Origin of the sequence: Streptomyces sp. WMMC1477 (assembly GCF_027460245.1) — a bacterium.
In the GTDB taxonomy this organism is placed as follows: Bacteria; Actinomycetota; Actinomycetes; order Streptomycetales; family Streptomycetaceae; genus Streptomyces.
In genome coordinates, this window is record NZ_JAPZBD010000003.1 from 4,028,666 (window position 1) to 4,041,992 (window position 13,327).

At 74.4% G+C, this 13,327-nt stretch carries 13 protein-coding genes; 8 read left to right on the plus strand and 5 right to left on the minus strand.

All coding sequences use genetic code 11. The annotated features are described in order from the left end of the window. Nucleotides 1–207: 207 nt before the first annotated feature. Together O7609_RS18135 and O7609_RS18140 are read right to left on the minus strand one after the other, a co-directional pair. Nucleotides 208–1,749, minus strand: a complete 1,542-nt coding sequence (locus O7609_RS18135; protein ID WP_269735944.1) for an ABC1 kinase family protein — start codon at nucleotides 1,747–1,749, stop codon at nucleotides 208–210. Beyond that, entirely contained in the window at nucleotides 1,730–2,932 is a 1,203-nt protein-coding gene (locus tag O7609_RS18140) for a ThiF family adenylyltransferase (protein WP_269743894.1), read from the minus strand. The genes O7609_RS18135 and O7609_RS18140 overlap by 20 nt, the downstream gene beginning before the upstream one ends. Nucleotides 2,933–3,242: 310 nt before the next feature. Here O7609_RS18140 and O7609_RS18145 point away from each other — a divergent pair, with 310 nt between their 5' ends. From O7609_RS18145 to O7609_RS18160, 4 genes are read left to right on the plus strand one after another with little or no spacing between them, the layout of a single operon-like run. Beyond that, a complete protein-coding gene (locus tag O7609_RS18145; RefSeq protein ID WP_269744379.1) occupies nucleotides 3,243–3,827 on the plus strand; it encodes a M48 metallopeptidase family protein in 585 nt (194 codons plus the stop codon). Nucleotides 3,828–3,874: 47 nt separating this feature from the next. Continuing rightward, complete coding sequence (locus tag O7609_RS18150; protein ID WP_269735942.1) at nucleotides 3,875–5,485, plus strand: TerD family protein; 1,611 nt, start codon at nucleotides 3,875–3,877, stop codon at nucleotides 5,483–5,485. An 11-nt stretch (nucleotides 5,486–5,496) separates the two neighbouring features. Further along, nucleotides 5,497–6,180 (plus strand): AIM24 family protein, encoded by a 684-nt coding sequence (locus tag O7609_RS18155; RefSeq protein ID WP_269735941.1) that lies wholly within the window; start codon nucleotides 5,497–5,499, stop codon nucleotides 6,178–6,180. A gap of 16 nt (nucleotides 6,181–6,196) precedes the next feature. After that, nucleotides 6,197–6,931 carry an AIM24 family protein gene (locus O7609_RS18160; protein WP_269743895.1) on the plus strand — a complete coding sequence of 245 codons (735 nt, stop codon included), beginning with the start codon at nucleotides 6,197–6,199 and terminating at the stop codon, nucleotides 6,929–6,931. Nucleotides 6,932–7,077: 146 nt separating this feature from the next. On the opposite strand, the gene O7609_RS18165 is transcribed toward O7609_RS18160, so the two are convergent. Both O7609_RS18165 and O7609_RS18170 read right to left on the minus strand, forming a co-directional pair. After that, nucleotides 7,078–7,605, minus strand: a complete 528-nt coding sequence (locus O7609_RS18165; protein ID WP_269735939.1) for an NUDIX hydrolase — start codon at nucleotides 7,603–7,605, stop codon at nucleotides 7,078–7,080. Beyond that, a complete protein-coding gene (locus O7609_RS18170) occupies nucleotides 7,602–9,062 on the minus strand; it encodes a zinc-dependent metalloprotease (RefSeq protein WP_269743896.1) in 1,461 nt (486 codons plus the stop codon). Before O7609_RS18170 ends, O7609_RS18165 begins: the two co-directional genes overlap by 4 nt. A 234-nt stretch (nucleotides 9,063–9,296) precedes the next feature. On the opposite strand from O7609_RS18170, the gene O7609_RS18175 reads away from it, so the two are divergent. The 4 genes from O7609_RS18175 to O7609_RS18190 all read left to right on the plus strand — a co-directional run bounded on the left by O7609_RS18175 (nucleotide 9,297) and on the right by O7609_RS18190 (nucleotide 12,538). After that, nucleotides 9,297–10,415: an SDR family oxidoreductase gene (locus O7609_RS18175; RefSeq protein ID WP_269735937.1), complete on the plus strand. Its 1,119-nt coding sequence runs from the start codon at nucleotides 9,297–9,299 to the stop codon at nucleotides 10,413–10,415. A 108-nt stretch (nucleotides 10,416–10,523) separates the two neighbouring features. Continuing rightward, nucleotides 10,524–10,994: a molybdenum cofactor biosynthesis protein MoaE gene (locus O7609_RS18180; RefSeq protein ID WP_269735936.1), complete on the plus strand. Its 471-nt coding sequence runs from the start codon at nucleotides 10,524–10,526 to the stop codon at nucleotides 10,992–10,994. Between the two features lie 127 nt (nucleotides 10,995–11,121). Further along, the gene (locus O7609_RS18185; RefSeq protein ID WP_269735935.1) at nucleotides 11,122–11,418 is read left to right on the plus strand and encodes a hypothetical protein; all 297 of its coding nucleotides are present in this window, start codon (nucleotides 11,122–11,124) and stop codon (nucleotides 11,416–11,418) included. Between the two features lie 25 nt (nucleotides 11,419–11,443). Then, entirely contained in the window at nucleotides 11,444–12,538 is a 1,095-nt protein-coding gene (locus tag O7609_RS18190; RefSeq protein WP_269735934.1) for a YlbL family protein, read from the plus strand. A 133-nt stretch (nucleotides 12,539–12,671) separates the two neighbouring features. On the opposite strand, the gene O7609_RS18195 is transcribed toward O7609_RS18190, so the two are convergent. Continuing rightward, nucleotides 12,672–13,235 carry a PPA1309 family protein gene (locus O7609_RS18195; RefSeq protein WP_269735933.1) on the minus strand — a complete coding sequence of 188 codons (564 nt, stop codon included), beginning with the start codon at nucleotides 13,233–13,235 and terminating at the stop codon, nucleotides 12,672–12,674. Between the last annotated feature and the right edge of the window lie 92 nt (nucleotides 13,236–13,327).

Consider the following 13,327-nt stretch of genomic DNA (forward strand, 5'->3'; position numbering starts at 1 on the left):
GCAGCCCGTCTCGGCCGGCTCCCGGACGCGGCGGTGACGCCAGGGAGGCGACGTCCGTGATCCGGCACCGTGGCAACAACGATCACCACACCACCTGAACCGACCGCAGCTCCCGTGGGGCCGGCCGCGGTCGTCGGCAGTAGCCCGGAGCCGGGGCGCGAACCAGCGCCCCGGCTCCGGCCATCGGGGCCCGGGAGCCCGGTGGCCTCAGGCCACCGTCCCGGCCACGGCGGTCGGACCCTCCGGGTCGGGCTCCTGCGCGTGCTTCTCCAGGGCCACCCCCGAGACGCCGCCTGGGGCGGCCCGGCCTCCGGCCGCCGCCGGGTCCTCTCCGGGGCCTTCCTCGGCGTCCTCCCCGGCGGGCTTCTCGGCGCGCACCTCCGCGCACTCCTCGCCGCTCCCGTCAGCGGCTTCCCCGGTGAGCTCCTCGTCCGCCTCCTGCGGGCAGAAGCCGGGCAGCCAGTCCTCCAGCTCGTCGCGCAGCCGCACCCGGGCGCCGAGCTGGCACAGCACCCCGATCGTGCTCAGGGACACCCGGTGGATCAGCAGGTAGGACGGGGGGAGGTTGAGCTGCTTGCCCAACTGGTGTGCCGGGGAGCGGGGGTCGGCTATGCGTGCTCCCTGGTCACGCATCCAGTCGCGGGTGAAGGGGAACTCCCCGGCCGCGGCGGGCTCGATGATGGGGCGCAGGTACGCGTAGACCGCCTCCGGGTCCAGCTCGATGTCCGGCTTGATGAACCCCTCGCCCCGTAGCAGCGCGTAGACCTCCTCGGTCCGCCCCTCCAGCGTCATCCGCAGCGTGACGCCGATGGGCCCGGGCAGCCCCTCCGGCAGCCGGTTGACCGTGCCGAAGTCCATGACGCCGAGCCGCCCGTCATCCAGCAGCCGGAAGTTGCCCGGGTGCGGGTCGGCGTGCAGCAGACCGGTCCGCGCGGTGCCGCTGAACAGGAAGCGGGCGAGCAGCTGGCCGACCCGGTCCCGCTCCTCCTGGCTGCCCTCGCGGATCACCGCGGCGAGCGGGGTGCCGTCCATCCACTCGGTGACCAGAACCTGTTCGCACTGGTGGACCACGTCGGGCACCCGCACGTCCGGGTCCTCGGCGAACTCCGCGGCGTAGGCGCGCTGCGCCTCCGCCTCCAGCCCGTAGTCCAGCTCCTCGGCGATCCGCTCCCGCAGCTCCGAGATCAGCGGCTTGACCTCCATGCCCGGTATGAGCGGGCCCAGCAGCCGGGCGAACCGGCTCAGCTGGGACAGATCGGAGAGCAGGGCCTCGCCGGCGCCCGGGTACTGCACCTTGACGGCGACCTCCCGGCCGTCGTGCCAGACCGCTCGGTGTACCTGGCCGATGGAGGCCGCGGCCGCCGGCTTGTCGGTGAACTCGTCGAAAAGCTCCCGCCAGCCCGGCCCGAGGCGCTGGGCGAGTACCGAGTGCACCGTCGCCGCCGGCATCGGAGGGGCGGCGTCCTGAAGCTTCGTCAGGGCGGCCCGGTACGGGCCGGCCACCTCCTCGGGAAGCGCAGACTCGAAGACCGAGAGCGCCTGGCCGAACTTCATCGCCCCTCCCTTCAGCGATCCCAGCGTCGAGAAGAGCTGTTCGGCGGTGCGCTGTTGAAGCTCCGCGGCGATGGCTTCGGCCGGACGGCCGCCGAGGCGCTTGCCGATACCGAGTGCCGTACGGCCCGCGAATCCGAGTGGCAGCGCCGCCAGCTTGGCGGTCCGGGTCACGGCCTTACGGGGAAGATCTGACATGCGACGCCCCTCCAACTCGCGGACTGGCTCCAGGAGCTCCCGCGCCGCCCGGCCCGGTCGCCATGGTCACCTGTGGCATGCCCGAGGCGGGGGCCGCCTCGCCGAGCCCCTCGGGCTCCTGTTCGGCTGCACCGCACGGGCACTCGCTATACGGTCGCACAGCCTCCTCCTCGCGCCGCAGCCCGGGCAGGACGAACGAGCCGCGTACCCCGGGCGGGGCCGCGCCGTCCCCGTCCAGGAAGCTCAGGACGAAGGAGGCGGCCGCGCCCGCCGTCACCGCGGCCAGCGCCACGTCGCAGGCCGGGACCGTGGTGCGCCGGGCCTGCCGCCACTGGCCGACCATGAGCGGCCAGGCCGGCTCCCGGGCCGCCCGCCGTTCCCACATGCACCGGGCACAGGCCGACTCCCCGGGCAGGACGAGCGGGCCGACGAAGCCGGTCGCCTCCAACACTCCCGTGTACAGGTGCGGGTGGCCGGCCGCGAGCAGCTCCCGCGCCGGCTCGGGATCCGGCGCGTAGGCCGCGAGCCCGTCCCGGGGAGCGAAGACCACCAGATCCAGGCCGCTCCCCGCGCGGCCGGGCTCGCCCCGGGGCCGCCGGGACCAGGGCGCCGCCCGCGTCACCACCCGCCGCAGGGCCGCCGATCTGCGCCGCCCCTCCTGCTCGGGGCCGACCCCGCCCGGGGCGGTGTCCCCGGCCGTGACACAGCCACCGTCCGCCACCTCCACCCGCCCCACCCCGGCGGCGGCCAGGAGCGCGGCCAGGGTTCCGCCCACCCTGCCGCCACCGCGCACCTGCACCTGCGCGGACCGCCGCGCGGCCAGCAGCCGGGGCGCCGTGCCCGGACACGGGTGCAGGACCGACAGCGAGGCCAGGTCCGGGCGCAGCCGCTCGCCCGCGGCTCCGGGAACGGCTGCACCCCGGACCGCCGCCGCGTCCTCCAGCAGCCCCGCGCCCGTCAGCCGGTCCACCACCCGCTCCGCCGTCCCGCGGGCGAGCCCCATCCCGGCCGCGGCCTCCCGCAGCCGGGCCATGCTCCGAGTGCCGTCCAACAGGTCGAGGAAGCTGCCCGTGGCCGTGTCGACCGGTCCCAGCACGACCGCGTGCGCGGGCGTGACCCCGTACTGGACCGTCTGCCGGTCCCGCCAGCAGCGCCTCAGCGCCGGTTTGATCATCGGATGCATCGGTGACCCCCTTCAAGGCGCCCGCCCACGGCGGACGTACCGCGTGAACCGCGGGAAACGGCTCAACTCACGACAACTTCCGACAGCATGGACCCTCCGGCCGGATCGTGCGTCGCGTTGTCCACAGGGGGTGGGTGACAGTCGTACTAGTCCTGCGCAGGAGTCATGTGACCTCGGCAGCCGGCCTCCGGCCCGGTACCGTCGAGGGGTGACCGCCGAACCGCTGGACAGCGCCGCACCTCTCGACGGCCGCCCGCCCGCGCATGCCGCGCACCCCCACGAGAGCGCGCCGTCCCGGGAGGGCGCGCTCGTGGTGACCGAGCACGGCCCGGTCGAGGTCCGGCGCAGCGCCCGCCGGAGACGCACCGTGTCGGCCTACCGGGAGGACGGGCGCACCGTCGTGCTCATCCCCGCCCGCATGTCCGCGGCCGACGAGCGGCGCTGGGTCGGCGTCATGCTGGACAAGCTGGCCGCGCAGGAGAGCCGGCGGACTCCGGCGGCCGGGGAGCTGGCCGAGCGCGCCGCGCGGCTCTCCGAGCAGTACCTGGACGGCCGGGCCCGCCCCACGTCGGTGCGCTGGGTCACCAACCAGAACACCCGCTGGGGCTCCTGCACCCCGGCGGAGGGGACGATCCGGCTCTCGCACCGGCTGCAGGGCATGCCGGAGTACGTGCTCGACTACGTCCTGCTCCACGAGCTCGCCCACCTGCTCGTTCCCGGGCACGGGCCCGGCTTCTGGCGGCTGCTGGAGGCCTACCCCCGCACCGAGCGGGCCCGTGGCTACCTGGAGGGCGTGGCGTCGGCCGGGCGGCTCCCGCACGCCCGTGAACCCCGCGAGTCCCGGCCCCGCGAGTCCCGGCCCCGCGGGGGTCGCGCTCCGTGGGCGACCGGTTAGCCTGGCGCGCAGCAGTTTCCGGCACGGATGGGGGACGGTCGTTACGCATGGCGAGGCAATTCCAGCGGGGCCACAAGGCCAAACTCAGTGACCTGACGGCGGGGACCGATCTGTACGTCGGCGTGCAGATCGGCGGCCCCGGGCTGACGTTCGACATCAGCTGCTTCGGCCTCGACGGCGATGAACAGCTCTCGGACGACCGCTACTTCGTCTTCTACAACCAGCCGAAATCCCCCGAGGAGGCCATCCAGCAGCTCGGGCCCCAGGCCGGGGACACCGAGTCCTTCCGGGTGACGCTCGACAAGATCCCGGACGCGGTACGCCGCCTGTCGTTCACCGCCACCCTCGACGGCGAGGGCCAGCTGTCGAACGTCTCCCCGGGCTATCTGCGGATCGTGGCGGGGGGCGAGGAAGTCGCCCGCTACTCCTTCGACGGCACGGAGTTCAGCACCGAGCGGGCCGTCATGCTCGGTGACATCTACTTCAAGGACCTCTGGCGGTTCGCCGCCGTCGGCCAGGGGTTCGACGGCGGACTGGCGGCCCTGCTCCAGCACTTCGGTGGTGAGGTCGCGGACGAGCAGGAGCAGCCCGCGGCGCCCTCCGCCCCCGCCGCGGCCCCGGGCTTCGCCCCGCCGCCCGGCCCCGAGGCCCCGGCTCCGGCCCCCGCACCCGGCTTCGCCCCGCCGCCGGGCGGCCAGCAGTCGGTGGCCCGGCCTCCCGCGGCCCGGGCGCCGTCGGCGCCCGTCCCCGCTCAGGCACCGGCGCCCGCCCCCGTCCAGCCCCCGCAGCCGGCCGCCGCCGTGCCGCAGCACGCCGCGCCGACGATCGCCGCGCCGCTGTCCCCGCCGGGCGCCCCCTCGATGCCGCAGCCCCCGGGGCCGCCGCAGCCCCCGCCGGGCGTCCACACCCCGCCGGGCTTCGGGCAGCAGCCGCCCGGCCCGCCCGGGGCCGCCGTTCCCGGCGCCGCAGGCGGCTACACCGTGCCGCAGCAGGGCGGCGGCGGGCTGCGGGTCAGCCTGGAGAAATACCGGGAAGCGCCCGTCGGTCAGCGGTGGACGGCGCAGAACAGCCAGCTCGTCCGGGTGGACCTCGGCAGCGACCCGCAGCCCGTCCTCGCCCGCCAGGGCAGCATGGTGCTCTACCAGGGCGACGTGGACTTCAGCCACAAGGGCGCCGGCTTCATGGGCCGGGTCGTCGGGCACGCCACCGGGCAGGAGATGCAGCTCATGCGCTGCGCCGGGCGCGGGCAGGTCTTCTTCGCCGACGAGAGCAGCTATCTCCACCCGATCGAGCTCCAGGGTGACGGCATCTGCGTCTCCGCGGAGAACGTGCTGGCCTTCGACGAGACGCTCCACTACGAGGTCCGCCGCATCGAGGGGCACGGCATCCCCGGTGGCGTGCTGTTCACCATGCAGTTCCAGGGCACCGGAACCGTCGTGGTCAAGACGCACGGCACCCCCGTGGTGCTGCCCGTCACGCCGATGACGTACGCCGACGCACAGGCCGTCGTCGCCTGGTCGTCCGCGGCCCAGGTCATCGTCTCCAGCCAGGTGCGGCTGCGCCGCAGCGCCTACCCGGGCCACAGCGGGGAGAGCGTGAACCTCCAGTTCCGCGGCGCGCCCGGCAACTTCATCGTCGTCCAGCCCTACGAGGTCTGAGGGAGCCCGTCATGACCCAGAACCAGCTCGCGGGCTTCGCCCCGACTCCGCCGGCCGCGCGGATGGAGAACCACGGCAGCCACATCCTCAAGGTGGCCATGGCCTCCGGCCGGGACGTCTACGCCCGCACCGGATCGATGATCTCCTACGAGGGCTTCGTGCAGTACGAGCCCAACCCGCCCGCCGTCCGGCAGCAAGCCGCCCAGTGGCTCACCGGCGAGGGCGCGCCCCTGATGCGCTGCCACGGCGACGGCCTGCTCTACCTCGCCGACTACGGCGCCGAGGTCGTCGTCCTGCACCTCGCGGACGACTCCCTGTCCGTCAACGGCACCAACGTCCTGGCCTTCGACGCCCAGCTCCAGTGGGGTGTCGAGCGGGTCAAGGGGCTGGCCAAGCTCGCGGGCCAGGGCCTGTTCAACGTCACCATCGCGGGTACCGGATGGGTGGCGCTGACCTCGCGCGGCACACCCGTCGTCGTCGACTGCGGCCGGGGCGAGGACGAGACGTACGTGGACCCGGACGCGCTGGTGGCCTGGTCCACCAGGCTGAAGGTGAAGGGCAAGCGCAGCTTCAAGGCGTCGTCTCTGATCGGACGCGGCAGCGGCGAGGCCTTCCAGCTCGGCTTCTCCGGCGAGGGCTTCGTCGTCGTCCAGCCCAGCGAGGACAGCGCCGACCGCCTGCGCGTGCGCGGCTGAGGGGGAGGAACACACGATGCAGAGTCCGCTTTTCGCCCACGTCGAGGTGCAGGACGCACCGCCGTTCGGGCTGCAGAACGACAAGCTCCTGCGCGTCGTCATCGACGGGCACCGGGACGTGCTGGCCCGCAAGGGCAGCATGGTCGCCTACCAGGGGCAGGTCGAGTTCGACGGGGAGCCGCACCAGCACGGCCGCCGCCGCATGGGCCGCGAACACCTGGACCTGATGCGCTGCTCGGGCAACGGGACGGTCTTCTTCGCCAACCTCGCCCAGGACGTCCACATCGTCGACGTCGGCCGGGACGGCCTGACGGTGGACAGTTCCTATGTACTCGCGCTCGACACGGGGCTGCACTGGGAGGTCATCAGCGTCGACAGCCAGTACGGCATCGCCGGAACCGGCAAGTACAACCTGCTGATCACCGGGCACGGTCAGGTGGCCCTGATGACGTCGGGGAAGCCGCTGATGATGCCGGTCACCCCCGATCGATACGTCAGTGTGGACTCGGACGCCGTCGTCGCCTGGTCGACCGCGCTCACGGTCCAGATGCAGGCGCAGACCAGCTCCTCGGGTGTCTGGCGTCGCCGGGGCAGCACCGGCGAGGGCTGGGAGCTGAACTTCATGGGCGAGGGCTTCGCCCTCGTTCAGCCCAGCGAGCTGCTGCCGCCGCAGAACGCGCAGATCGGCGGCGGGGTCAGGGGCCAGTTCGGCATGGACCGGCCCACCGGAGGCAGCATCTTCACCAACTGACGCTCTTCACCGGCGGGCCGAGCGACCGAACAACGGCCGAGCGGCCGAGCGACCGAACAACGGCCGAGCGACCGGCCGACGACCGACCGGCAGACGGGCGCCGGGCCGGGATCCCCGCATCACGGCGGGGATCCGGCCCGGCGGCGTCACAGCAGTGCGCGGGCCCGCTCGGTGAGACGGACGACGGAGGCGTCGGCCGCCCGCCCCACCTCGTCGAACGGGAACCAGCGCAGCTCGAGCGACTCCTCGCTGACGGCCTCCACGGCCCCGGCCGGGGCGAGGGCCACGTACTGCACGTCCAGGTGCCAGGCACACGGCGTGTGATGCCGGTCCAGGCGCGCCGGGCCGCCCGGCAGCAGCCTGAGCCCCGGAATGCCGGACTCCTCCGTCGCCTCCCGCAGCGCGGCACCGGCCAGCGTGGTGTCCCGCGGCTCGCAGTGGCCGCCCATCTGCAGCCACATGCGCAGCTTCCCGTGCAGGGTGAGCAGCGCCCGGCCGGCCTCGGCGTCCACCACCAGGGCGCTCGCGGTGAGGTGGCCGGTGTCGCAGGAGCGCCACATCGCGTCGTGCCGCGCGGCCAGGTGGTCGAGGTAGGCGCCGCGCAGCGTCTCCTGCCCGGCGTCCGGAGCGGGCCACTCCTTCAGCACCCGCACCGCGTCGTCCCGCAGGCTCACCGCGCGTCGTCCCCTCTGCCGCCCTGGCCCTCCTCGCCGGACTCGCCCTCCCGGCCCGGCTCCTCGCCCGGCTCGCCGGTGTCCGAGGTGCCCTCGGCCGCCACGCCGAGCATCTTGTCCAGCTCGGAGAAGTCGGGCTGCTCGTGGTGGACGAAGCCGTCCGGGTCGTCGAGGTCGGCCGCGGTGGGCAGCATGTCGGGGTGCGCCCACAGCCCGTCGCGCCCCTCGGGGCCCCGGGCGTCGGCCAGGGAGGCCCACAGCCGTGCGGCGTCGCGCAGCCTGCGGGGCCGCAGCTCCAGCCCGATCAGGGTGGCGAAGGTCTGCTCGGCGGGGCCGCCCGTCGCCCGTCGGCGGCGCAGCGTCTCGCGCAGGGCGTCGGCCGCGGGCAGGTGCGGCTGCGCGGCGGCGTGCACGACGGCGTCCACCCAGCCCTCCACCAGAGCCAGCGCCGTCTCCAGCCGGGCCAGCGCCGCCTTCTGCTCGGGCGTGTCCTCCGGCTGGAACATGCCCTGCTGGAGCTTCTCCTGCAGCTCCTCGGGGCGGCTCGGATCGAGCTGTCCGACGACGTCCTCCAGCTTGGCCGTGTCCACCGCGATGCCCCGGGCGTAGCCCTCTACGGCGCCGAACAGGTGCGAGCGCAGCCACGGCACGTGGGCGAAGAGCCGCTGGTGGGCGGCCTCACGCAGTGCGAGGTAGAGCCGCACCTCCTCCTGCGGGACGCCGAGGCCCTCGCCGAACGCCGCCACGTTGCGCGGCAGCAGCGCGGCCTTGCCGGCCGGGCCGAGAGGCAGCCCGACGTCGGTCGAGCCCACGACCTCGCCGGCGAGCACGCCGAGGGCCTGCCCGATCTGGGTGCCGAACATCGCGCCGCCCATCGAGCGCATCATGCCGAGCAGCGGCCCGGCCATGGCCTGCATCTCCTCGGGCAGGACGTCGCCCATGGCGGCGCCCACCCGCTCGGCCACCGGGTCGACCAGTTCCTTCCACACGGGCAGCGTGGCCTCGACCCACTCCGCCCGGCTCCACGCCACGGTGGCGGCGGCTCCGGAGGGGAGCGAGGTGACGCCGTCCAGCCACAGGTCGGCCAGCCGGAGGGCCTCCTCGGCCTGGGCGCGCTCCTGCGGGCCGACGCTGGCGTCCTTCGAGCCGTCGGCGGCGCCCTGGGCGACCGTCTGCCGGGCGATGTCCTTGGCCATGTCCCAGTTGACCGGGCCGCCCTCGTAGCTGAGCATCTGGCCGAGGCGCTGGAAGGCCGCGCCCAGGTCGCCCGGGTTCATCCCGCCGGGGCCGCCGAGCGAGCCGAACATCGCGGCGAGCGGGTTGTTCGGGTCCCCCGTGCCGCCGGGCATGCCGCCGAAGCCGAACGGGTTACCGCCCTCGCCGCCCTTCTTCCTGCCGTCGTCGCCGTCCTCCGGCTCCTCCGGCGGAAGGCCGAATCCGAATGGGGTGTCACTCACGGAAAGTCCTCGGCTCTGTCGGTAGGTCGGATCGGGTCGGTGCGCGGTGCGGCGGCGTCCACGCGCAAACGCATCGGCGCCACGCCGAACCGCGGCGTCGGGCGGCTGCGTCCGTATGAAGCGTCCATACCGAGCGGGACCGCCCGTTTCGCGGGCACTCCCTCCAGCCTAGACACCTGTCAGGCAGGATGGGTCCTGCGCACCCGTACCAGAGACAACCACTGGAGCAGCCCGGTGAGTTCCCCTGAGCACCACGTTCGCGCAGCGCGAAACGGCACTTCCGGCCCCGTCGTCGCCGTCACCGGCGCCGCCGACGGCATCGGCGCGCTGCTCACCGAGCGGCTGGCCGCCTCGCCGGAGATCCGGCAGGTCATCGCGCTGGACGAGCGGCGCGGCGAGACGGAGGGAGTGGAGTGGCACACCCTCGACGTGCGCGATCCCGCCCTCGCCGACCGGCTGCGCACCGGTGACGACGGAGGGGAGCCGGCCGACGTCGTCGTGCACCTGGCCCTCGACCTGGACCTGGAGTCGGACCCGGAGGCCCGTACGGCCTTCAACGTGCGCGGCACCCAGACGGTGCTCACGGCGGCCGCGGCGGCCGGGGTGCGCCGTGTCGTGCTGTGTACCTCCGCCATGGTCTACGGAGCCCTGCCGGAGAACGAGATCCCCCTCGCCGAGGACGCCGAGCTGCGGGCGACCGCGGAGGCGACGGGCGTGGGCGACCTGCTGGAGATCGAGCGGCTCGCTCAGCGGGCGCCCCGGGCCCACCCGGGGCTCGACGTGACCGTACTGCGCCCCGCCGTCATGGTCGGGGGCATGGACACCGCGCTGACCCGCTACTTCGAGTCCCCGCGGCTGCTCGTGGTGGCCGGCTCCCGCCCGTGCTGGCAGTTCTGCCACGTGGAGGACCTGGTGAGCGCGCTGGAGTTCGCCGCGCTGGAGAAGGTGGACGGCGAGCTGGCGGTGGGCTGCGACGGCTGGCTGGAGCAGGAGGAGGTCGAGGAGCTGTCCGGCATCCGCCGGATGGAGCTGCCCTCGGCCGTCGCCTTCGGCGCCGCCGCGCGGCTGCACCGCCTCGGGCTCACCCCGTCCCCGGCCGGTGACCTGGCGTACACGATGTACCCGTGGGTGGTGAGCGGCTCGCGGCTGCACGACGCGGGCTGGCGGCCGAAGTGGACGAACGAGGAGGTGCTGGCCGAGCTGCTGGAGGAGGCGGAGGGCCGGCACGCCGTGGCCGGGCGCCGGCTCGGCCGTAAGGACGCCGCGACGACGCTGGGGGCCGCCGGCGCGACGGTCGCCCTGGTGGGCACGGCCGCCCTGGTCCGCCGCGCCCGCAGGCGCCGCGGCCGGTGACGCGGAACGCCCATCCGTGCCCCGGGACGCCGGGGCGACCGCGACCGGAGGTGACCGGAGGACGGAAGCGTGTTTCCGAATCCCGTCCCCGTGCGGCAGCATGAGCCCATGGCACACACGCACGACGCGGCCCAGCACCCCGGCGAACAGGGTGCGGCCGCCCCGATCCGGCTGCTGGCGATCCGCGAGACGCCTCTCTCGCTCGACGAGGTCTTCCGCGCGGTGGGGGACAGCGCGGCCGGGGGCACGGCGCTGTTCGTCGGCACCGTCCGCGACCACGACGGCGGCGCGGACGTCTCCCGGCTGGGCTACTCGGCCCACCCCACGGTGGAGGCGGAGATGCGCCGGATCGCCGAGCGGGTCGCCGCCGAGTTCCCGGTGCGGGGGCTCGCCGCGGTGCACCGCGTGGGGGACCTGGCCGTGGGGGACCTGGCCGTCGTCGTCGCCGTCTCCTGCCCGCACCGGGGAGAGGCGTTCAGCGCCTGCCGCAAGCTGATCGACGACCTCAAGCACGAGGTTCCCATCTGGAAGCAGCAGATCTTCGCCGACGGCACCGAGGAGTGGGTCGGCGCCTGCTGACCGGCGCGCCGGGTTCCGGTTGCGTGGCCCGGCGCCCGGCCCAAGAGTGGAATCTCCCGATCCGTCCGCCGTGCCCGCCTCCGCCGTCCGCGGCGGTTCGGCGGGCCGGTCCGCGAAGGAGGTTCGCATGGCGTCGCTGGTCTGGTTGCTCATACCCCTGGCGGGCGTGATAGCGGCGGCCTTCTGGGCTTCCTGGGCCGCCCGGCAGTCCCCGGAGAACGGCTCGGGCGACGCCGCCGGGGTGGCCGGGTACGACGCCTTCCGCAGCGCCATGGAGAGCGCCGCGGCGGACCGCTACCGGATACCCGCGCGCTCCGCGGCCGCCCCGGGAACGCCGCAGGCGCCGCCCGCCCCCTCCCCGGAGGCGCCCACCGTCCCGGACGCGCCCTCCTCCCCGGACGGCCCGTCCCGAGCGGGCGGTTGAGCGGAGGGTCCCGTAGTGTCGGGGCATGCCTCGCCGCCACGCCTCGATGCTCGCCTCCGCGCTCCTCCTGATAGCGATGCTCTGCGCGGTGGCCCTGGTGCGGGTCCCCTACGCGGAGCTCTCACCCGGGCCGACGGTCAACACGCTCGGCGAGTACGGCGACGAACCGGTCCTCAGCATCGACGGCCGCCGCTCCTACGACACGTCCGGCAACCTCAACATGACCACCGTCCGCGTCACCAGCGCGGACTACCGGATGACCCTCGGCGAGGCCCTCTACGGCTGGTTCGCCGACGACTCGGCCGTCGTCCCGCACGAGACGCTGTACCCGGAGGGCACGACCGTCGAGGAGGCGGAGCAGGAGAACGCCGAGGAGTTCACCCGGTCGCAGGAGAGCGCCAAGGTCGCGGCCCTGCGGGAGCTGGACATCCCGGTGGCGACCCGCACGGTGGTGAAGGCCGTGGTCAGGGACAGCCCCTCCGAAGGCGTGCTGCGCGCCGGTGACGTCATCAAGGCGGTGGACGGCAGCCCCGTCGACGAGCCGTCCGACGTCGCCGAGCTGGTCACGGAGCACGAGGCGGGGGAGGAGGTCGTCTTCACCGTCGTCCCGGTCCAGCAGGCGACGGACGCGGAGGAGGCGGGCGAGGACCCGGCCGCGGGAGAGACCCGCGACGTCACCATCACCACCACGGCGGCCGAGGGCGACGGGCGCGCCATCGTGGGCATCGAGGCCGGAACGGCCCACACCTTCCCGTTCGAGATCGACATCAAGCTCGCCGACGTCGGCGGCCCCAGCGCCGGGCTGATGTTCGCCCTCGGCATCACCGACAAGCTCACCCCCGAGGACCTCACCGGCGGCACCTTCGTGGCCGGTACCGGAACGATCAACCCGGACGGGGAGGTCGGCCCGATCGGCGGCGTGACGATGAAGACCCGGGCCGCCCGGAACGCGGGGGCGCGCTACTTCCTGACCCCCGAGGCCAACTGTCCGACGGCGGCGGGGGACCGCCCGGACGGCCTCACCCTGGTGAAGGTCGCCACGATCGACGACGCGCTGGACGCCCTGGAGAGCATCCGCGAGGACGACACGGACGCCCTGCCCCGCTGCACCGCGAGCTGACCGGGCGGGCCCACCGGCCCCGCGCCGACGACGGCCCACCGCCGATCCGGCGGCCCTCCGACGCCGCGGCCCGTAGCCGGGCCCGCGGCACCACCGCCGACCGAGCCCCCCCCCGTCCGGCTCGGCGTGCGGCTCAGCCGGAGAGGGTGGCCGTCAGCGCCTCGGCCAGCCCGGGGACCAGGTTCTCCCCGGTCAGCACCTCCGTCGTGGCGTCCTTCTCGCGCAGCCGCAGCGCCGCCTCGCGGCCTCCGTCGCGCAGGACGCCGACCGTCATCCGCACTTCCTGGCGCTCGGGGTGCTCGGCCACCCAGGCGGTGAGCGCTTCCTCGTCCAGGTCCTTCGGCAGGGAGGTCTCGGCGGTGGGGGGCAGCATCAGCCGCTCGATGCTCAGGGCACAGCCGGTGACGGCGTCCGGCCAGGCGATGGTGCCGAGGAACTCGTCCAGCGGCACGCCGGGGGGCAGTTCGTCCTGCTCGATGGGCGTGAGGCCGACGGCCGGTCCGGTGTCGCCGTCGTCCAGGCCGAGGCGTTCGGCCAGCTCGGGCTCCTCTTCCCGCAGCTGCGCGGTGTCGACGAGGGCGAAGAGTCGGGCGGGCTGGTCCCAGCCGAGCCCGGCGGCGTACTCGTCGATCTCCAGTACGGCACGGGTCAGCGGGGACGCGGCGGGCGGGGTTCCGTCAAGGGGGAGGTTGCTCATGCCCATATCGTGCCTTCTGAAGCCCCGGGAACGGGAACCGAGTAAAGCTTCGTTAAGTTGACCAGACGAGCCCTGTGGTACGGGGCCCGCAT

Excerpts from the sequence above, each read along its gene's own strand:
- O7609_RS18135 (WP_269735944.1), bottom strand. The coding sequence starts at position 1,749 with ATGTCAGATCTTCCCCGTAAGGCCGTGACCCGGACCGCCAAGCTGGCG.
- O7609_RS18140 (WP_269743894.1), bottom strand. The coding sequence starts at position 2,932 with ATGCATCCGATGATCAAACCGGCGCTGAGGCGCTGCTGGCGGGACCGG.
- O7609_RS18150 (WP_269735942.1), top strand. The coding sequence starts at position 3,875 with ATGGCGAGGCAATTCCAGCGGGGCCACAAGGCCAAACTCAGTGACCTG.
- O7609_RS18155 (WP_269735941.1), top strand. The coding sequence starts at position 5,497 with ATGACCCAGAACCAGCTCGCGGGCTTCGCCCCGACTCCGCCGGCCGCG.
- O7609_RS18160 (WP_269743895.1), top strand. The coding sequence starts at position 6,197 with ATGCAGAGTCCGCTTTTCGCCCACGTCGAGGTGCAGGACGCACCGCCG.
- O7609_RS18180 (WP_269735936.1), top strand. The coding sequence starts at position 10,524 with ATGGCACACACGCACGACGCGGCCCAGCACCCCGGCGAACAGGGTGCG.
- O7609_RS18185 (WP_269735935.1), top strand. The coding sequence starts at position 11,122 with ATGGCGTCGCTGGTCTGGTTGCTCATACCCCTGGCGGGCGTGATAGCG.
- O7609_RS18190 (WP_269735934.1), top strand. The coding sequence starts at position 11,444 with ATGCCTCGCCGCCACGCCTCGATGCTCGCCTCCGCGCTCCTCCTGATA.
- O7609_RS18195 (WP_269735933.1), bottom strand. The coding sequence starts at position 13,235 with ATGAGCAACCTCCCCCTTGACGGAACCCCGCCCGCCGCGTCCCCGCTG.